The following is an 18,847-nucleotide window of genomic DNA, read 5'->3' on the forward strand; positions in this document are numbered from 1 at the left end:
AACCGTAGAACGCTCCTGTACGGTCCCGGAAGCCCCCGTCTCACGAATTGAGCACCGCCTCCATCACCGCCCGGGCGATCGGCGCCGCCATCCCGCCCCCGGTGATGTCCCCGCGGCGCGCCGACCCGTCCTCCACCACCACCGCGACCGCGACCCTCGGCTCCATGTCCCGCTCGCCCTGCGCCCAGGAGACGAACCAGGCGTACGGCGTCCCGGCGTTGCCGACGCCGTGCTGGGCGGTCCCGGTCTTGCCGCCGACGATCGCGCCGGGGATCGCCGCGTTGGTGCCGGTGCCCTCCCGCACCACGTCCTCCATCAGCTCGCGCAGCCGCCGCGCCGTCGAGGGGTACATCGCCTGGCGGACGGGACGGGAACCGGCCGTGGCCACCGTCGCCCCGCCCTTCCGCGTCGTCCGCTCCACCAGATACGGCGTGCGCACCAGCCCCCCGTCCGCCACCGCCGCCGACACCATCGCCATCTGCAGCGGGGTCGCCCGGGTGTTGTACTGGCCGATGGAGGACAGCGCCAACTGCGCCTTGTCGAGCGAGGTGTCGAAGGTGCTCGGCGCGACGGAGAACGGGATCCGCACGTCCACGTCGTTGAAGCCGAACGCCTGCGCCGTCCGGGTCATCCGGGCCAGCCCCGTGTCCACGCCGAGCTTCGCGAACACCGTGTTGCACGACCACTGGAAGGCCTCCCGCAGCGGAGCGTCCTCGCAGCCGTCGCCCTCGTTGGTCAAGCTCGTCGTCGTGCCGGGCAGCCGGTAGGGGGCGGGGGAGCGGGTCGCCGCGTCGAGGTCCGTGATCACCCCCGCGTCCAGCGCCGCCGCCGCGGTGACCACCTTGAACGTCGACCCGGGCGGATACGTCTGCCGCACCGCCCGGTTCAGCATCGGCTTGTCCGGATCGCCGTTGAGCCGCGCCCAGGCCCGCTCCGCCCCCGCGTCGTTCCCGGACAGCACGGCCGGGTCGTACGACGGACTGGACACCAGCGCCAGCACCCGCCCCGTCGCCGGTTCCACCGCCGCCACCGCGCCCTTGCGCCCGCCCAGCCCCTCGTAGGCGGCCCACTGGGCATGCCGGTTCAGCGTCGTCACCACGTTGCCGCCGGGGGGCCGGCCGTGCGTGACGTCGTTCCACAGCGGGAACGGCGAGAGCGCCGGATCCGACCCGGAGAGCACATCGTCCCCGGCGTGCTCCAGGAACGTCGTCCCGTATACCTGCGAGGCGAAACCGGTCACCGGCGCGTACAGCGGCCCGTCGAGGTACGTGCGCTCGTAGCGCAGCTGCTCCCCGGTGTCCCGGGACCCGGTGACCGGGTCGTCGTCGACCAGGATGTCGCCGCGCGGCTGGGCGTAACGGGCGATGGAGTCACGCCGGTTGGCCGGATTGTCGTCGTAGCTCGCGGACCGGACGACCTGGACGCGCGCGGCGTTGACCAGGAGCGCCACCAGCAGCAGGGCGCAGAAGACGGCGGCGTGCCGGATGTGCCGGGTCACGCGGGCCTCCGGAGGTTCTTGTCGAAGGGTTCATGATGAGGATCGTCGGACGATTCCGTGGACGACTCCATGGATCCCTCCATGTGCGGCCGTCTCGCCGAATCGCTCACCCGGATCAGCAGCGCGACGATCGCCCAGTTGGTGACGACCGACGAGCCGCCCTGCGCCAGGAACGGCATCGCCATGCCGGTCAGCGGGATCAGACCGGTCACCCCGCCCGCGATCACGAACACCTGGAGCGCCACGATCGAGGCGAGGCCCGTCGCCAGCAGCCGTCCGAAGGGATCCCGCAGGGACAGGCCCACCCGGTAGCCGCGCTCCACCAGCAGCCCGTAGAGGAGGAAGAGCGCCGACAGCCCCGCCAGGCCCAGTTCCTCGCCCGCCGTCGCCAGGATGAAGTCCGACTTCGCGGCGAAGCCGATGAGGATGGAGTGGCCGAGCCCCAACCCGGTGCCGAACACCCCGCCCGCCGCGAAGGAGAACAGCGACTGCGCGAGCTGGTTGGGTCCCTCACCGGCCTCGATCGACGCGAACGGGTGCAGCCAGTCCTCGACCCTGCTGTGCACATGCGGCTCCAGCCGGCCGACGGCGACCGCGCCCAGCGAGGCGAGCAGCAGACCGACGGCGATCCAGCCGGTGCGGCCGGTGGCGACGTAGAGCATCACGACGAACAGCCCGAAGAAGAGCAGGGACGTGCCGAGGTCCCGCTCCAGGACCAGCACGCCGACGCTCAGCAGCCAGATCGCGACGATCGGACCGAGGACGCGTCCGGTGGGCAGTTGCATGCGCGAGAAGCGCCAGATCCGGCGGCCCGAGTACGCCAGCGCCGTGCGGTTGGCGGCGAGGTACGCGGCGAAGAACACCGCGAGCAGCACCTTCGCGAACTCACCCGGCTGGATGGAGAAGCCGGCGATCCGGATCCAGATACGGGCCCCGTTCACGGCCGGGAAGAGGATCGGGAGGGTGAGGAGAGCGAGCGCGGCGACCACACACACGTACGCGTACCGCTGCAGCACGCGGTGGTCGCGCAGCGCGGCGACGACCACGATGAACAGGGCCACCCCGACCGTCGACCACACCAGTTGCGTGGGCGCCGCCCGGTCGCCCGGCGTCTCCAGGTCGAGCCGGTAGATCAGCACCAGACCGATCCCGTTGAGCAGCACGGCGATGGGGAGGAGGAGCGGATCGGCGCAGGGGGCGCGCAGCCGCACCGTGAGATGCGCCAGCAGCGCGAGCACGCCGAGCCCGGCGCCGTAACCGGCGGCGCCGGGCGGGACGGTGCCGTTCTTCGCGAGGCCGACCGCGCAGTACCCGTACACGGAGAGCAGGACGGCCAGGACGATGAGGGCGAGTTCGACGCCACGGCGCCGGAGGAGGCGCACCGCGGGTGCGGGCGCGTCTGCCGCCGCAACAGTGGTCCCGGTTCCGGTCCCGGTCTCGGGTCCGACTCCGGGGCCTGTTCCGGCTCCCACTTTCGTCATGTCCGGAACTTACCCAAATGTGGCTCCTTGTGAGCCTTGGAAGTGTTTGCGTGTCAGCACCAGCGCGGCGCCGCCCCGATGTTGTCGATGTAGCGCGCCGCGCCCCAGGCCCAGGTGCCGTCCGTGAGGAGGTACCAGAGGGAGTTGCCCTGGACGTTCTGACCGGAGGTCTTGCAGAAGATCGAGACGATCTCGCCGCGATACGCGACGCGGATCACCTGGCTGGCGCGGGTCGGCCTGCTGCGCAGCAGCAACTCGTTCGCGCTCACGCGCCCGCGGTAGCTACGGGAGTCGTTCTGGCCGTCGGACCCCCAATCGCCACCATCGCCGGACTGCCAGTCACCGTCGCCCCCTGACCCCCAGTCGCCGCCGTCGCCGGACTCCCAGTCGCCGCCACCGCTGGACTGCCAGTCGCCGCCACTGCTGGACTGCCAGTTGTTCCCGCCACTGGACTGCGAGTCATTGCCACCCCCGGCCTGCCAGTTCCCGGCCTGCCCGGTCTGCCCACTCTGGTTGGCTTGGCCGGTCTGGTTGCCCTGGCCTGCCTGGTTGCTCTGGCCCGTCTGGTTGCCCTGTCCGGTCTGTGTTCCCTGGCCACTCTGGTTGCCCTGGCCGGTTTGCGTTCCCTGGCCTGTCTGATTGCCTTGGCCGGTCTGGCCGGTCTGTGCGCCCTGGCCGTTCTGGTTGGCCTGCCCGGCTTGGGTGCCTTGGCCGTTCTGGTTGCTCTGGCCGGTCTGGCCCGTCTGGTTGCCTTGGCCGGTCTGAGTGCCCTGACCCGTCTGGTTGCCCTGGCCTGCCTGGTTGCCTTGGCCGGTCTGTGTTCCCTGGCCGGTCTGAGTGCTCTGGCCCGTCTGGTTGCCCTGGCCCGTCTGGCCGGTCTGGGTGCCTTGGCCTGCCTGGTTACCTTGGCCTGCCTGGTTACCTTGGCCGCTCTGGTTGCCCTGCCCGGTTTGATTGCTCTGGCCGGTCTGGCCGGTCTGGCCGCCGCCTCCCTGGCTCTGCCAGTTGTATGAGCCGCTCTGCTGGGCGGCGGTGCCGCTGCCGCTGCCGGTGGTGCCGTCCCCGTCGTCGGCGAGGGCCGGGGAGACGGCCGCGGTGGCCGCGAGGGCGCCGGCTGCGGTGACTATGGCGAGGCGGGTGAGGGGGGAGCGCAGGGATGTGGCGGACATGGCGATACCTCCATGAAGAGGGCGAAGCTGACTAATCGCCAGATTAGGAGCGGTTCGCGCGTGTCGCCCGTCACGCTGCGCCATCGGGGAGGACGCTCGCGGCAGGAGGCGTCTGAGGGAGCGTCAGCGTGGCCACCGCACCGCCGTCCGGCGCGTTCGTGAACGTCAGCCGAGCGCCCAGCACCTCCGCCTGGCCGACCGCGATCGTCAGCCCGAGCCCGTGCCCCTTCGCCCCGCCCTCGGTGCGGAACCGCTGCGGCCCGTGCGTCACGAGGTACTCCGGATAGCCGTCCCCGTGGTCCCGCACGGTGACCACGGGACCGTCCACCGTCAGCACGACGGGCGACCGCCCGTGCCGGTGCGCGTTGGCGAGCAGGTTCCCCAGCACCCGTTCGAGGCGCCGCCGATCGGTCTCCACGCGCGCGTCCCGGACGACCCTGACCTCGGCGCCGGTCGTCACGGCGGCCCCCGATACGCCGGATGCCTCCACCACCCGTACCACCCGCACCGCCAGCGCGCCCAGTTCCTCGGCGTCCAGCTCCAGCCGCTCGCGCCCGGTGTCCAGCCGGGAGATCTCCAGCAGGTCCTCGGTGAGCGTGCGCAGCGCCGCCACCCGGTCGCGCACCAGCTCCGTCGGCCGTCCCGGCGGCAGCAGTTCGGCCGCCGCGTGCAGCCCGGTCAGCGGCGTGCGCAGCTCGTGCGCCACATCGGCGGTGAACCGCTGCTCGCTCAGCAGCTTGCCCTGCAGCGAGGACGCCATGGAGTCCAGCGCGACGGCGACGGCGCCCACCTCGTCCTGAGGCCGGCCCGGATCCTTGGCGCGGGGGTCGTCCACGCGCGCGTCCAGGTCGCCGGCGGTGATCCGCCTGGCCACCTGCGCGGTGGTGTGCAGCCGACGGGTCACCCGGGTCACCGCGAGGGCGCCGACCAGCAGCGTCGCCCCGATCGCCAGCGCCGACGACCACAGGATCGCGGTGTCGAGGGCCTCGATGGTGCGGGCGCTCTGCGAGTAGTCGACGGCGACCGCGAGGGCGCGCTCGCCGTCGGCGGGGCCCGCCGCCCACATGGTGGGGCGCCCCTGGTTGTCGGCGACCATCGTGCCGCGCTCCCCGGCCACCGCCAGCGAGCGCAGCGAGCTGGGCAGTCCCGCCGGATCGAGGCTCGCGCCCCGGTCGAGCGTGTCGCCCGCCTCGAACGCCGTCGTCGCGTCCGTCAGCCGGGAGAGTGCGAGGTCGCGGGCCTGGCCGACGGTCTGGTTGGTCACCGACACATGCACCAGGACGCCGAGCAGGGCGGCCAGCGCGCAGCACATCACGGTGATGAAGGCGGCGGCCTTCGCGGCGAGCGTGCCGGCCCACGAGGGAAGCGCGAGCCTCATCGGCCGCTCGCGGAGGCAGACGGGGATGAGAGTGACGAGGGTGACGTGGACGGCTGCGGGGAGTGCTTCCGACCGCCGCCGGTGCGCAGCATCTCGTCATGGGTGAGCAGCATGGCCTGCTGTTGCTGATCCCAGGTCCACTGGAGCCGGTACTCGTAGCCGGCGACTTCCGACGGGGCGCGGATGATCACGGATCGCCCGGCCAGCTCGACCCCGCTCACGGCGTCCTCGTAGGACATGACCTGCAAGAGTCTGTCGCCGCGGGCGGTGTACACGCGGACGGCGGTCAGATTGCCGGGCAACTGCCGGAAGCCCAGCGTCATGTCCTCCCGGCCGTCACCGGTGAGGTCGCGGTAGTACGCCTTGAGGACGGGACACCTGGCCCCTTCCGTGCCGCTCTTGCCGCAGTCGGCCATCCGGCGGGCCGTCTCGTCGTACGCGCCCTCGCTGTAGTCGCCCGGGGCGGCGGCGATCTCCGCGCGCACGACCGCGACCGGGTCCACCTTGCGGATGTCGCCGTCCGGCACGGTGACGCCCTTCACGACCTGGGTCTCCACCTCGCCGATGTCGAAGGCCGGACTGGCGGCGGGGGTCAGATCCGGCCAGAGCCGGTCCGGGCTGATCGCGGTCGGCGTCGAGCCCGCGCCTTTCAGCTCCCCGGCGTCCCCGCAGCCCGCCAGGACCGAGGCCAGCAGAACGAAGCCGACGGCGGCGAACGCGGAACGGGTGGGACGACTGCGGAACACGGGACTCCTGTGACTCCTCTGCGGCGACGACGATGCCGGGCCCGTACACCATATTCGTAGGGAAGTCCGTTTTACGTACCGACCGCGATGAAACGATTACTCGGCCAGTTCCTCCAGCAGTCTGGCCGTCGGCAGTCCCGCCCGCAGGTACTCCACGAACAACTCGTTGTGCAGGGCCCACGGCGAGCGCCGTGACCGTATCAGCCGGATCGCCGCCTCGGCCGAATGCCCCTGGCGCACCAGCGCATGGGCGACGACCAGCCCCGACCGGTTGTATCCGCTGTAGCACCGCACGAGGACCACCCGCCCCTCGTCCATCGCGTCGGCCGCGGCCTGCGCCAGCCGGATCACCCCGGCGAGCTGGGTCCCGTCCAGCGGCCCGTCCGGAATCGGCCACACATGATGTTCCACGCCGGTATCGGGCCCGTGCCCCTGCCTGGCCCGGGTCAGCGTCTGGACGACGTCGAACTCACCTCGGACCACGGCGAGCTCCAGTTCCCCGGACGGCCCCCGGAACTCGTGCCCGCCCATCCACAGACCGGGCACGATCTCGCTCCACGGACGCTCCGGAGCCGGTACGTCGGGTTGCTTCCTGCGGGTCCGCAACGGCGCCTCCCCAAACGCGCTGCCTAGGGCCTGCCCAACTCCTCCCGAAGGTAACCGCCTTCTTGCCCCGGGAGCACCCCTCCTGTTCCCTTGGTCAAGGGGTGATTGCCGCATGAACGGACTGCGCGTCATACCGACCTGGCGACATGGCCAGGAGCGGCTCTACGTCTGCCTCACCGACGGCAGGAACATCGCCTGGTACGACCGTGAGGCGGCCAGGATCAACCTCATCGGGGACGACCGCAGAGAGGACGTCCTCGAAGCCCTCGGCCCCTTCATCACCGGCCCGGTCACGGTCGGCCCGCCCCCGGTCCCCACCCCCGCGGAGCTGGCCCGTCTCTCCCTCCACCCGGACGACGACCTGGCCCCCAACCGCCCCGGCGAGGCCCTCATCGTCGACCTGGACCGCGACCCGGGCCCCGCCCACCGCCTCAGGACCGACCCGCGCCGACGAGCCCTCACGGCGGAACAGGCGATCGGCGAGGCCCTGGACCGCCTGGAGGGCGCCGGCTGGCGCACACTCCACTCGCTCCCCCTCCCGGGCGGAGACCGCGTCCACCATCTGGCGATCGGCCCGGCCGGACTGTTCGCGATCCACGCGCTGTACGCCCGCAAGCAGCGGGTCCGCATCGCCGACCCCGTGGTCGCCGTGGGCCGCCGAGACCCGGAACCCGTCCTGCGCCGGGTCCGCGCGGACGCCGACCGCGCCTCCTACGCCCTGACAGCCGAGGTCCACCCGGTCCTGGCCCTGGTCGCCCCGACGGACGTCTCCTTCAAGACCCCACCCCGAACCGTCCGCATCGTCACCGACACCACCCTCACCGACCTGACCCACCCGGGCGCCGTCCTCAAGCCGGCGGACGTGGAGGCACTGCACGCGATGGCGAGGGACAGGGAGACATGGGCAAGGGTATGAGGCACCTGTCTTTCAGCTCTTTCCGCCCGTCCGGCGCTTGAGGACGAGGCCGTCCAGGCCGAAAGGGGGGTCTGGGGGCGCAGCCCCCAGGGACGGGACGGGAAGGGGCGGCGGGGGCGAGAAAAACCTGCGCCTGCGCACCCCCCTCACGGCACACCCCCCGCCCGCCCCACCTCCAACAACGGCGCAAGCAGATCCCCCCGCTCCCGAACCCGCGCAGCGACATCCGATGCCAGAAAAGTCAACGCCGCCACATCCCCGCACCCCTCGACCTCCTCCCACCCCACCGGCGCCGACACACTCGGCTCCGCCCGCGCCCGCAACGTGTACGGCGTGGCCGTCGTCTTGCGCGCCGCGTTCTGACTCCAGTCCACGAACACCTTCCCCGGCCGCAGACTCCGCGTCATCCGGTGCACGACCAGCCGCGGAACAGCCCGCTCCGCCTCCACGGCCAGCCGCTTGGCGTACTCCGTGACCCGTTCGGACGACGCCCCGCGCACCGCCGCCAACAGATGCAACCCCTTCGCCCCCGAGGTCTTCGGGTAGGCCTCGATGCCGTCCTCCGCCAGCCGATCCCGAAGCCACATCGCGACCTCGCAGCACTCGACGACGGTGGCGGGCGCCCCGGGGTCGAGGTCGAAGACGAGCCGGTCGGCGACGTCCGGATCCTGAATCACCCACTGGGGCGTATGGAACTCGGTGACGAGGTTCGCCGCCCACACCAGGCTCGCCAGATCCTGCACGAGCACCATCCGGGCCGGCCCCTCCGACCGCGGCACCTCGGCGGTGGTGACCCACTCGGGCGTCCCCGGCGGCACGTTCTTGGCGAAGAAGACCTGCCCGTCGGGCCCGTCCGGATAGCGCAGCCAGGACAGCGGCCGGTCGCGCAGATGGGGGAGCAGGACGTCGGCGACGGTCGCGTAGTAGTGCAGCACCTCGCCCTTGGTGAAGCCGGTCGCCGGATACAGCACCTTCTCCAGGTTGCTGAGCGCGAGCCGCCTGCCCTCCACCTCGGTGATCGGCGTCATAAGATGAGAATCACACAAAACGGTGGGAATCATCCGAAAACGGAAACCCGGGAGGGCGCTGCACGTGAGATCCATCTGGAACGGCGCCATCTCCTTCGGTTTGGTCAGCATCCCGATCAAGCTGGTGAACGCCACCGAGAGCCACTCCATCTCCTTCCGCCAGATCCACACGGAGGACGGCGGCCGCATCCGCTACCGCAAGGTCTGCGAGCTGGAGGAGCGCGAGGTGAGCTCCGCGGAGATCGGCAAGGGGTACGAGGACGCGGACGGCACGATCATCCCGATCACCGACGAGGACCTGGCCCAGCTGCCGATCCCGACCGCGAAGACGATCGAGATCGTGGCGTTCGTCCCGGCCGACCGCATCGACCCGCTCCAGATGGACGCCTCCTACTACCTCCAGGCGGGCGGCGCCCCGGCGGCGAAGCCGTACACGCTGCTCCGGGAGGCCCTCAAGCGCAGCAACAAGGTGGCGATCACGAAGTACGCGCTGCGCGGCCGTGAACGCCTGGGCATGCTCCGCGTGGTCGGCGACGCGATCGCCATGCACGGACTGCTCTGGCCGGACGAGGTCCGCGCACCGGAAGGCGTCGCCCCGGACACCTCGGTCACCGTCCGCGACAAGGAACTCGACCTGGCGGACGCCCTGATGGACACCCTCGGCGAGGTCGACCTGGAGGACCTGCACGACGAGTACCGCGAGGCCGTCGAGGAAGTGGTCGCGGCGAAGGCGGCCGGCGAGACACCCCGCGAGGCCCCGACCCCGCCGTCCAGCGGCAAGGTGCTGGACCTGATGGCGGCCCTGGAGAAGAGCGTCCGGGCGGCGAAGGAGTCGAGGGGCGAGAAACCGGAGCAGGCAGAGGTCACCCGCCTACCCCCACGCAAGTCGGCCCGCACGGCACCCAAACGGACGGACGGCAAGAAGTCGACGTCGACGGCGAAGAAGACGACAGCGACGAAGAGCACGACCGGAACGAAGACCACGGCCGCCAAGAAGACAGCCACAAAGAAGACGACAGCGAAGAAGGCAACGACAACGTCGGCGTCGGAGAAGCGGACGGCGTCAAAAAAGACAACAGCCCGCAAACGCACGGCCTGACCACTTCACCAGGCGCGCACCCTGGGCGTGACGCGTGCCCCGGGCGTGACGCGTGCCCCGGCGGTGTGGCGTGCCCCGGCGGTGTGGCGCGCCCTGGCGGTGCGGCGCCCCTCTCCCGACCGACAGCCCCCAGATCAGGCAGCCTCCTCAAACTCCCCACGCCCTTCCAGATCCCCCTCCCCGCCGCCCTGCCCACGGGCATCACCCCGTCCCGGGAAGGCCAGCAGCGCCGTGCCCACGCCCAGCCCCACCGCAGGCCAGACCGGAAACGCGCCCCCGTACGCGAACCCGTGCCCAGCGAAATACGTCAGCGCCCAGACACTCACACCGAGCCCGGCCCAGATCCGCCAGGAGTCGGCCCCGCGAGCCTTCGAGCAGGGCCGCACACGCATCTCCAGCGCGACCACCCCCCGCTCCACCGGCCGCAGCGCACGCAGAACCCCCACCAGCACGCCCGCCAGCACCACCAGCCACGGCACCCGCAGAGCCCACCAGGCCACGGAGCCGTAGTCGGGTTCGGGAGCGAGTCCCGTCAGATAGAACGCGGCGGCGACGATCAGCACCGGCAGCATGTGCCACAGATAGAGCGCCATGCTGCCCGCCCCCAGCACCCGCACCGCCCGTGCCACCCGGGTCCGCTCCAACACCCGCCGCACGACCGGCGCGACCAGCAGGGCGACCCCGACCTGCGCCACGGCCCACGCCAGCATGGCCGCCGACGGCGGGTTGGTGTTGCTCAGCTCCTGCCCGGTCACCAGGATCAGACTGACGGGAAACGGTCCGGGCCCGACCAGCGCGACGAACACGCCGGCACCCGCCACCGCCATGGCAGCCGGCGCCGTCCGCCCACGAGTGCCCGACAGCCCGTCCCGCCAGCAGAACCCGAGCTGATAGACGACACCCCACACGAGCAGGTAGTTGAGCGCCCCGACGACTTCGACGCCTCCGGAACGCGGCGAGTCCGCAGCCGCAACGAGCACGCCGATGCCGAACCCGAGGACGCCCATCCCCACGGGTACGCGCACCCCCCACCGCTCGTGCAGGGCGTACATCGCCGGAGTAAGGGCGCTGAGCAGCAGATACACCGGCAGGAACCAGAACTGCATGGCCATCGCCCACCCGACCAGCGCAAGGGTGGCGGGATCCACGCCGAGCCCGGAGGACACCCCGACGGCAAGCAGCACGAGCCCGCTGTACGCCGCCGTGGGCAACAACAACCGCACCGCCCGCTGCCCCACCCACCCCGCAGCGGTCCCACCGACCGCCCGGGCCCGCGCCCAGGACCCCCCGGCGGCATACCCCCCGGCCAGGAAGAACAGCGGCATGATCTGAAACCCCAGGGTCAGCCACTGCGTCCAGGGCACGGTCGCCAGCAGCTCGGGCGCGTCGATCTCCCCGCTCTGCCGCCTGACCAGCCCGGTGATCAGCCAGTGGCCCAGCACGACGAGCAGGATCGCCCACGCCCGCAGAAAGTCGACGTACCGGTCACGGTTCATGCCCGAATGGTTCCGCCCCTCCCAACTCCCGTACACGGAAAACCCTTTGTCGCAACCAACCCGTGCCCGCCCCGACACAGTCGACGCGCTCCCCGGCGGCGTTCACCCTCCTGGCACTGGTCAGCGACGCAGAGCCCGGCGCCTGGCTCCACAGCCGCTGAGCACCTCAAGGCCGCCCACCCCGGAGAGGACGACTCGCCGGCCGCCCCTTCTCAGTCCCTGCCCCAACCCCTGCAAAACATCTTGACGTCGCCCTGAATGTTACCGGTAACATCAATTCTCGTCGGAAGCACCACACCGCACCCCACACCGCAGTGGGCCGTCTGTCCTGGAGTCCGCGTGACCGACCACCCCACGGCACAGCGCGCTCCGGTCACCGCACCCCTGCCCCACACAACCGTCGGCGCCGACCGGGTCTTCTCCCCGCTCGCGGTAGCCGCCTCCTGCGTCGGCTTCGTACTGATCGGCGCACTCCAGGCCCTCTACGGCCCGTCGATCCCCGCCCTCCGTGAGGAGTTCGGGCTCTCACCCTCAACTGCCGGACTAGGCCTGAGCGCCCACTTCGTGGGCGGTGTGGCCGGAGTCCTTCTCTTCGACCGCCGCTACGGCCGAACCGGCAACCGACGCATCCTCGGGACCTCCTACCTCCTCATGGCGGGCGGAGCCGCAGGCTTCGCGCTGGCCCCGAACTGGCCCCTCGCCCTCACCGCGGCCTTCCTCGCAGGCCTCGGTTTCGGCGGCATCGACTACGGCCTCAACCAGCTCTTCGCGGTCGGCTTCGGACACCGTTCCACCGCGATGCTCAACATCCTCAACGCCCACTTCGGCATCGGCGCGATCCTGGGCCCGGCCCTGATCGGAACCGTGGGCGCGGAGCACTACCCCGCCATTTTCACCGCCTTCGCACTGGCCAACCTGCCCCTGCTCCTCTGTCTGCGAGGAGTACGCGACCACCCCCCGCACACCACCACCCCCACCGAGAAGGGCACCCCCACCGAGAAGGCCACACCCGCCAACGGCGCCCTGCGCTCCGTCCTCACCGTCTTCGTCACGCTCTACGTCCTCCATGTCGCCATCGAGGCCGGCGTGGGCGGCTGGGAGCCCACACACCTGGAGACCGTCGGCTACGGCGCGGGCGTAGCGGCCACCGCGACCTCCGTCTACTGGCTGATGATGACCGTGGGCCGCTTCCTGGTGGCCCCGATCGCCCTGCGCTTCTCGGCTCAGGCCATCATCACGGTCTCCTGCGCCGGCATGACCGTCTGCCTCCTGCTGGCGGCCGTACCGAGCCTGGCCCCCTACGCCTACGCCGGGGTGGGCCTCTTCATCGCACCGATCTTCCCCACCGGACTCCCGTGGCTCACCCGGGCGGCCCCCCGAGCCCGCCGCGCCGGTGCGCTGGTCATCGCCGCGTCCATGCTGGGCGGAGTGGCGGCGGGCCCAGCACTCGGCAAGGTCATCGAGTGGTCGGGCGTCAGAGCCGTCCCCCTGCTCCTGGCCGCAGCCTCGGCAACCTGCCTGGCAGCCACCGTCTGGCTGACAAGAGCAACCCGCACGAAGACCCCGTAAGCCCGGCGCCACCACCCGCCGGAGCATCGGGACCCCGACGCAGCCGCGGTCGCCCGTCCACGGGAGTGGGTCGTGGCGGTGCGGCGCAGCCCGTCGCTCAGCGCGTCACAGCCAAGTCCCACTGTGGCAGCAGGCAGCAGGCAGCAGTACGCCCAACACGCGACGGGCTCGCCGCACCGCCACGACCCCGACCCACCCACCGCAGGGCCGGCGCACGGCACCCCCAACCCACCCGCACACGACACCGAAGGAACCCACATGCCCACCCAGGCCCCCAACCCCACCCAAGCCCCCGACCCCGCCCTCACCACAACCCCCGACGGCTTCCTCCTCCACGGCACCCCCTTCCGCATCCTCTCCGGCGCCCTGCACTACTTCCGAGTCCACCCCGACCAGTGGACCGACCGCCTCCGCAAGGCCCGCCTCATGGGCCTGAACACGGTGGAGACGTACATCCCCTGGAACCTCCACCAGCCCGAACCCGGCACCCTGGACCTGGAAGGCCTCCTCGACCTTCCCCGCTTCCTCCGCCTGGCCGCCGCAGAGGGCCTGCACGTCCTCCTGCGCCCCGGCCCCTTCATCTGCGCCGAGTGGGACGGCGGCGGCCTGCCCCACTGGCTCACCACCGACCCCGACATCCGACTGCGCTCCAGCGACCCCCGCTTCACGGACATCATCGACCGCTACCTGGACCTCCTCCTCCCCCCGCTCCTCCCCTACATGGCGGCAGCCGGCGGCCCGGTCATCGCCGTACAGGTGGAGAACGAGTACGGCGCCTACGGCGACGACACCGACTACCTCAAGCACCTGGAGCGCGCCTTCCGCGAACGAGGCATCGAGGAACTCCTCTTCACCTGCGACCAGACCGCCGGCGACCACCTGAAGAACGGCACCCTGCCCGGCGTCCTCGCCACCGGCACGTTCGGCAGCCGCGTGGACGAGTCCCTCAAGCGCCTTCGCGAGGCACAGCCCGAAGGCCCGCTCATGTGCTCGGAGTTCTGGATCGGCTGGTTCGACCACTGGGGCGGACCGCACCACGGCAGGGACGCCGAAAACGCAGCCGCCGACCTGGACCGACTCCTCTCCGCGGGCGCGTCGGTCAACATCTACATGTTCCACGGCGGCACCAACTTCGGTTACACCAACGGCGCCAACCACCACCACGCCTACGTCCCCACCATCACGTCCTACGACTACGACGCCCCGCTGACGGAGAGCGGCGACCCGGGCCCGAAGTACCACGCCTTCCGCGAGGTGCTGGCCCGCCACACCCAGCTCCCGGAAGAGCCGACCCCGCTCCCGTCCCCCAAACTCCCCCTGACAACAGTCGAGTTGACGACGTACACCCCTCTCCTCCCCCTGGCTCGGACCCCGGTCCACGCCAAGGACCCCGTCACCGCCGACGAGATGAGCCAACGCGCCGGCTACACCCTGTACCGGACAACGGCCCCCACCCCCGGACCCGGCCTCCTCCACTTCGCCGGCGGAGTAGGGGACCGAGCCCAGGTCTTCCTGGACGGCGCCCCCGTCGGCGTCCTGGAGCGCGAGCGCTACGACGAGACCCTGCCCGTCCACGTCCCCCGCGCCGACGCCGTCCTCGAGGTACTCGTGGAGAACATGGGCCGGGTCAACTACGGCCCCCGCATAGGCGTCCCGAAGGGCCTGCTGGGCCCGGTGACCCTCAACGGAAGGCCCGTGCAGGGCTGGGACTGCCACGCGCTGCCCCTGGAGACCACCCCGGACCCGGCCTCGTTCACCAAGTCCGAGCCGATCTGCTCAGAACCCGCCTTCCACCACGGCACGTTCGAAGTGCAGACCCCCGCCGACACCTTCCTCTCCCTCCCGGGCTGGACGAAGGGCCAGGCCTGGATCAACGGCTTCCACCTGGGCCGCTACTGGAACCGAGGCCCCCAGCGCACCCTCTACGTCCCGGCCCCGGTCCTCCGCCCCGGCGCCAACGACCTGGTCCTCCTGGAACTCCACGGCACCACCACACCCCAGGCCCACCTGACCGACACCCCTGACCTGGGCCCGATGGGCCCCTGACACCAAGCACAAGCACCCCCGCAACGCCCATCGCCCCCGCCCCGGAGAGGCCCCGATGCCGCACCACCACCTCCGCATCCCCACTCCTGCGCCCACCGCACCCCCACCCCCACTCCGAGGCCACCTCCCCTTCCCCGACGCCCCCACCGCCCCCGCCCCCATAGAGGTGACCAGCGATTGCCTGACCCAAGGCGGACGCCCCTGGTTCCCGGTCTCGGGCGAATTCCACTACTCCCGCTACCCGGCCCAGAACTGGGAGGAGGAACTGCTGAAGATGAAGGCGGGCGGGATCACGGCCGTCGCCTCGTACATCATCTGGATCCACCACGAGGAGACAGAGAGCCGGATCCGCTTCGACGGCGACCGAGACCTCCGCCGCTTCGCCCAGCTCTGCGCCCGCCACGGCCTCGACTTCATCCCCCGCATAGGCCCGTGGTCACACGCCGAGGTCCGAAACGGCGGCCTCCCCGACTGGGTCCTGGCCCGCACGACCGCCACCCGCACCGACGACCCGGCGTACCTGGCCGCCGTCCGCCCTTGGTTTCAGGCGATCGCGGCGCAACTCCACCACCTGGACCGAGCGAACGGCGGCCCGATCGTCGCGATCCAGATCGAGAACGAGCTCTACGACCGCCCCGGCCACCTCCGCACCCTGAAGCGCATGGCCCAGGAGGCCGGCTTGACCGCACCCCTGTGGACCTCGACGGCCTGGGGAGGAGTCCAACTCCCGGACGACGAACTGCTCCCGCTCTACGGCGGCTACTCCGAGGCCTTCTGGACCGAGGCCGACGGCGGCTGGCCCGACACCTGCCGCAAGCACTTCTTCTACACCCACCAGCGCGACGACGAGGGCATCGGCGCCGACCTGCGCCCGACGACCGTACGCGGCGCCGACCCCGGGGCCCAGAACGCCTACGCGGCCAAGTTCCCCTGGGCGACATGCGAGTTGGGCGGCGGAATGGCGGTCGCCTACCACCGCCGCCCGCGCGTGGACGCCGCCGACATCGGCGCACTCGCCCTCACGAAGATCGGCTGCGGCTCGGTCTGGCAGGGCTACTACATGTTCCACGGCGGCACCAACCCGACGGGGGAGCGGACGACCCTCCAGGAGTCCCACGCCACCGGCTACCCCAACGACCTCCCCGTCCTGACGTACGACTTCCAGGCCCCGCTCGGCGAACACGGCCAGTACCGCCCGTCGTACGACGAACTCCGCCTACAGCACCTCTTGTTGGCAGATTTCGGCGAGACGATCGCCCCCATGCAGTCGGTGCTCCCCGCCGACGGCCCACGAGACCAGCACGACCGCGAGACCCTGCGCTGGGCGGTCCGCACCGACGGCAGCGCCTCAGGCTTCCTCTTCGTCACCAACCACCAGCCGCACGAACCCCTCCCGGACCACCCGGACACGAGCTTCACGGTCGCGTTCCCCGACGCCCCGTCGCTCACCCTCCCCAGCACCCCCGTCACCGTCCCCGCAGGCGCCTACTTCTGCTGGCCCCTGCGCCTGGACGTGGCGGACCTCCGCCTCGACTGGGCCACGGCGCAGCCGGTCTGCAAGGTCAAGGACAACGACGGCCGCACGGTCCTCGTCCTGGCGGCGACGGACGGCATCGACCCCGAACTGGCCCTGGACGCAAGGACGGTGACGAGGGTGACCACCCCGTCCGGCCGACCGGCCCCGGTCACCGACGGCGACCGAATCCTGATCACGGGCCTGGTCCCGGGCACGGACGCCTTGGTCGAAGTGGAGACCGGCGAAGGCGTCAGGGTCGCTCTGCTCGTCCTGGACGCGACCACGGCCCGAACCGCCTACCGAGGCGAGGCCTGGGGCGCGGAACGCCTCGTGCTCTGCCCCGAAGGCGTGGTCTTCGACAAGGAAGAAACCAGAATCCAAGCCCGAACCACACACCCCAGGCACCGCACACCCCCCACAGCCTCCCTCTCCGTACTCCCATCCCCGCAGCACCCCCCGAAGGCACTGGGAGCCACGCTCAGGGAAAGCCAGGACGGAGCCCTGACCCGCTACACGCTCACCCCGGACAAGAACCCCCCTGCTCTCTCCACCCCTGCCCCTACCCCCACCCTCACGCAGCTCCGCAAGGCAGGCCCACCCCCCACCCCCAGGACAGGCGTACTGGGCAGGGCAAGCGCCCCCGACAACGAGCACTACGACAAGACGGCGGCGGTCTACCGAGTGGACATACCGCAGTCCCAAGCCACCGCCGCCACCGCCGCCACCGCCACCACAGCCACAACAGACACCGCCACCACCCTCCTGCGTCTGCACTGGACCGGAGACGTGGCCCGCGCCTACGTGGGAGAAGAGCTGGTGGCAGACCAGTTCTTCACAGGCGCCCCCTGGGACATAGCGCTCAACCGACTACCACCCGGCGGCCCCCTGACGATCAAGATCCTCCCCCTGGCCGCAGACGCACGGATCCATCTCCCCGTAACCCCACCACCACCCACCGCCGCCGAGATACACCGAGCCGAATGGATCACCCCTCACACCTGGAGCCTGACCACGCGCTGACCCCACCCCTCCGGCCTATCCTGTGGTTCCTGTATTTCCCGTAGTACCTGTGGTTCCACAGACCAGGCCGAAGGAAGAAGAGCCCCCACCATGACCCCAGGCGCCGCTGACGGCCCGGCGACCAAGGGACGCAGCCGTCGCAACTTCGCGGGCGCGCGCCCGGTGATGGACGACGTCGCGAAGCTGGCCGGCGTCTCCAAGCAGACGGTCTCCCGGGTGCTCAACGACCACCCGGCCGTCCGCGCGGAGACCCGGGAAGCGGTCCGGGCGGCGATGCGCACACTCGGCTACCGCCCCAGCAGCAGCGCGCGCTCGCTGGCCAGCGGCCGTACCCGGATGCTCGGCGTGATCTCGTTCGACGCGGCCCGCTACGGCCCCGCCTCGACGCTGACGGCGATCAACACGGCGGCGCAGGAGGCGGGTTACCTGGTCAGCTCGATCGCCCTGGACACCGCGGACCGGGACACCGTCGTACGCGCGGCGGACCGACTCTCGGCGGAGGGCGCGGACGGCGTGATCGCGATCGCCCCCCAGGTCAGAGTGGCCCGAGCCCTCGCCGAGGCCCACCTGGACACCCCCCTGGTCGTCATGGACAACGACCTGGGCGACGGCACCCCCATGGTCACCTCGGACGCCGTCACCGGCGCCCGCATGGCGACGGAGCACCTCCTCTCCCTCGGCCACCCCACGGTCCGACACGTAGCGGGCCCGAAGGGCTGGACCTCCGCGGACCGCAGATCCGACAGCTGGCAGGCCACTCTCCGGGCAGCCGGAGCCGAGGTGCACACCCCCCTGATCGGCGACTGGAGCGCCGACTCCGGCTACGACCTGGGCCGCGAGCTGGCGAAGGACCCGACCATCACCGCGATCTTCGTCTCCAACGACCAGATGGCGCTGGGCGTCCTCCGCGCCCTGCACGAGGCGGGCCGTCATGTCCCCGACGACGTCAGCGTGGTCGGCTACGACGACATCCCGGAAGCCGCCCACTTCCTCCCGCCACTGACCACGATCCGCACGGACTTCACCGACATCGGCACCATCGCCCTCCGCATCCTCCTGAACCACATAGACGCCGCCCCACAGCCCACCGCCCCCCACCTCACGGTCGTCCCGGTGGAACTACGCCTCCGAGACAGCACCACAGCCCCCCGCTGACCACGGCGGAGGTCCGGCGTACCGTACGGTGCGGATGCGGGACCGCCTCGGCCGATCCGGGGCGGGGCGCGGGGGAGGAAGCATGAGCGAGCGGGCCGGCGGTCACGGCGCTGTGGCGGACGTC

General features: G+C 71.2%; 14 protein-coding genes. 6 read left to right on the forward strand and 8 right to left on the reverse strand.

What is annotated here, in order from left to right; translation table 11 throughout:
* Positions 1-40: 40 nt before the first annotated feature.
* The 6 genes from ABZ725_RS04340 to ABZ725_RS04365 all read right to left on the reverse strand — a co-directional run bounded on the left by ABZ725_RS04340 (position 41) and on the right by ABZ725_RS04365 (position 6,878).
* The gene (locus ABZ725_RS04340) at positions 41-1,498 is read right to left on the reverse strand and encodes a penicillin-binding protein 2 (RefSeq protein WP_358801223.1); all 1,458 of its coding nucleotides are present in this window, start codon (positions 1,496-1,498) and stop codon (positions 41-43) included.
* Complete coding sequence (locus ABZ725_RS04345) at positions 1,495-2,979, reverse strand: FtsW/RodA/SpoVE family cell cycle protein (RefSeq protein ID WP_358801224.1); 1,485 nt, start codon at positions 2,977-2,979, stop codon at positions 1,495-1,497. Before ABZ725_RS04345 ends, ABZ725_RS04340 begins: the two co-directional genes overlap by 4 nt.
* A gap of 53 nt (positions 2,980-3,032) precedes the next feature.
* The gene (locus ABZ725_RS04350) at positions 3,033-4,148 is read right to left on the reverse strand and encodes an SH3 domain-containing protein (protein WP_358801225.1); all 1,116 of its coding nucleotides are present in this window, start codon (positions 4,146-4,148) and stop codon (positions 3,033-3,035) included.
* 70 nt (positions 4,149-4,218) lie between these two features.
* Positions 4,219-5,526, reverse strand: a complete 1,308-nt coding sequence (locus tag ABZ725_RS04355) for an ATP-binding protein (protein WP_358801226.1) — start codon at positions 5,524-5,526, stop codon at positions 4,219-4,221.
* The gene (locus ABZ725_RS04360) at positions 5,523-6,272 is read right to left on the reverse strand and encodes a hypothetical protein (RefSeq protein ID WP_358801227.1); all 750 of its coding nucleotides are present in this window, start codon (positions 6,270-6,272) and stop codon (positions 5,523-5,525) included. The genes ABZ725_RS04355 and ABZ725_RS04360 overlap by 4 nt, the downstream gene beginning before the upstream one ends.
* Before the next feature lie 96 nt (positions 6,273-6,368).
* Positions 6,369-6,878, reverse strand: a complete 510-nt coding sequence (locus ABZ725_RS04365; protein ID WP_351903435.1) for a protein phosphatase — start codon at positions 6,876-6,878, stop codon at positions 6,369-6,371.
* Between the two features lie 112 nt (positions 6,879-6,990).
* Here ABZ725_RS04365 and ABZ725_RS04370 point away from each other — a divergent pair, with 112 nt between their 5' ends.
* Positions 6,991-7,794 carry a nuclease-related domain-containing protein gene (locus ABZ725_RS04370; protein WP_358801228.1) on the forward strand — a complete coding sequence of 268 codons (804 nt, stop codon included), beginning with the start codon at positions 6,991-6,993 and terminating at the stop codon, positions 7,792-7,794.
* A gap of 146 nt (positions 7,795-7,940) precedes the next feature.
* Here the strand turns inward: ABZ725_RS04370 and ligD are convergent, their stop codons facing one another.
* A complete protein-coding gene (ligD, locus tag ABZ725_RS04375) occupies positions 7,941-8,822 on the reverse strand; it encodes a non-homologous end-joining DNA ligase (RefSeq protein WP_358801229.1) in 882 nt (293 codons plus the stop codon).
* Positions 8,823-8,886: 64 nt separating this feature from the next.
* Between ligD and ABZ725_RS04380 the strand changes: the two genes are divergently transcribed.
* Entirely contained in the window at positions 8,887-9,921 is a 1,035-nt protein-coding gene (locus ABZ725_RS04380) for a Ku protein (protein WP_358801230.1), read from the forward strand.
* A 134-nt stretch (positions 9,922-10,055) separates the two neighbouring features.
* Here the strand turns inward: ABZ725_RS04380 and ABZ725_RS04385 are convergent, their stop codons facing one another.
* Positions 10,056-11,417 (reverse strand): acyltransferase, encoded by a 1,362-nt coding sequence (locus tag ABZ725_RS04385; RefSeq protein WP_358801231.1) that lies wholly within the window; start codon positions 11,415-11,417, stop codon positions 10,056-10,058.
* A 384-nt stretch (positions 11,418-11,801) separates the two neighbouring features.
* Between ABZ725_RS04385 and ABZ725_RS04390 the strand changes: the two genes are divergently transcribed.
* The 4 genes from ABZ725_RS04390 to ABZ725_RS04405 all read left to right on the forward strand — a co-directional run bounded on the left by ABZ725_RS04390 (position 11,802) and on the right by ABZ725_RS04405 (position 18,723).
* On the forward strand, positions 11,802-12,986 hold the full coding sequence (locus ABZ725_RS04390; protein WP_358801377.1) for an MFS transporter: 1,185 nt from the start codon (positions 11,802-11,804) through the stop codon (positions 12,984-12,986).
* A 258-nt stretch (positions 12,987-13,244) separates the two neighbouring features.
* The gene (locus tag ABZ725_RS04395) at positions 13,245-15,032 is read left to right on the forward strand and encodes a beta-galactosidase family protein (RefSeq protein ID WP_358801232.1); all 1,788 of its coding nucleotides are present in this window, start codon (positions 13,245-13,247) and stop codon (positions 15,030-15,032) included.
* 55 nt (positions 15,033-15,087) lie between these two features.
* The gene (locus tag ABZ725_RS04400; RefSeq protein WP_358801233.1) at positions 15,088-17,568 is read left to right on the forward strand and encodes a beta-galactosidase; all 2,481 of its coding nucleotides are present in this window, start codon (positions 15,088-15,090) and stop codon (positions 17,566-17,568) included.
* A 90-nt stretch (positions 17,569-17,658) separates the two neighbouring features.
* The gene (locus ABZ725_RS04405) at positions 17,659-18,723 is read left to right on the forward strand and encodes a LacI family DNA-binding transcriptional regulator (protein WP_358801234.1); all 1,065 of its coding nucleotides are present in this window, start codon (positions 17,659-17,661) and stop codon (positions 18,721-18,723) included.
* Positions 18,724-18,847 lie beyond the last annotated feature (124 nt).

It is taken from the genome of Streptomyces sp. NPDC006872 (genome assembly GCF_040635845.1).
Taxonomy (GTDB): domain Bacteria; phylum Actinomycetota; class Actinomycetes; order Streptomycetales; family Streptomycetaceae; genus Streptomyces.

What these genes read in the sequence shown, in the direction of transcription:
- ABZ725_RS04345 (WP_358801224.1), bottom strand. Translation starts at nt 2,979, where the DNA reads ATGACGAAAGTGGGAGCCGGAACAGGCCCCGGAGTCGGACCCGAGACC.
- ABZ725_RS04350 (WP_358801225.1), bottom strand. Translation starts at nt 4,148, where the DNA reads ATGTCCGCCACATCCCTGCGCTCCCCCCTCACCCGCCTCGCCATAGTC.
- ABZ725_RS04355 (WP_358801226.1), bottom strand. Translation starts at nt 5,526, where the DNA reads ATGAGGCTCGCGCTTCCCTCGTGGGCCGGCACGCTCGCCGCGAAGGCC.
- ABZ725_RS04370 (WP_358801228.1), top strand. Translation starts at nt 6,991, where the DNA reads ATGAACGGACTGCGCGTCATACCGACCTGGCGACATGGCCAGGAGCGG.
- ligD (WP_358801229.1), bottom strand. Translation starts at nt 8,822, where the DNA reads ATGACGCCGATCACCGAGGTGGAGGGCAGGCGGCTCGCGCTCAGCAAC.
- ABZ725_RS04385 (WP_358801231.1), bottom strand. Translation starts at nt 11,417, where the DNA reads ATGAACCGTGACCGGTACGTCGACTTTCTGCGGGCGTGGGCGATCCTG.
- ABZ725_RS04395 (WP_358801232.1), top strand. Translation starts at nt 13,245, where the DNA reads ATGCCCACCCAGGCCCCCAACCCCACCCAAGCCCCCGACCCCGCCCTC.
- ABZ725_RS04400 (WP_358801233.1), top strand. Translation starts at nt 15,088, where the DNA reads ATGCCGCACCACCACCTCCGCATCCCCACTCCTGCGCCCACCGCACCC.
- ABZ725_RS04405 (WP_358801234.1), top strand. Translation starts at nt 17,659, where the DNA reads ATGACCCCAGGCGCCGCTGACGGCCCGGCGACCAAGGGACGCAGCCGT.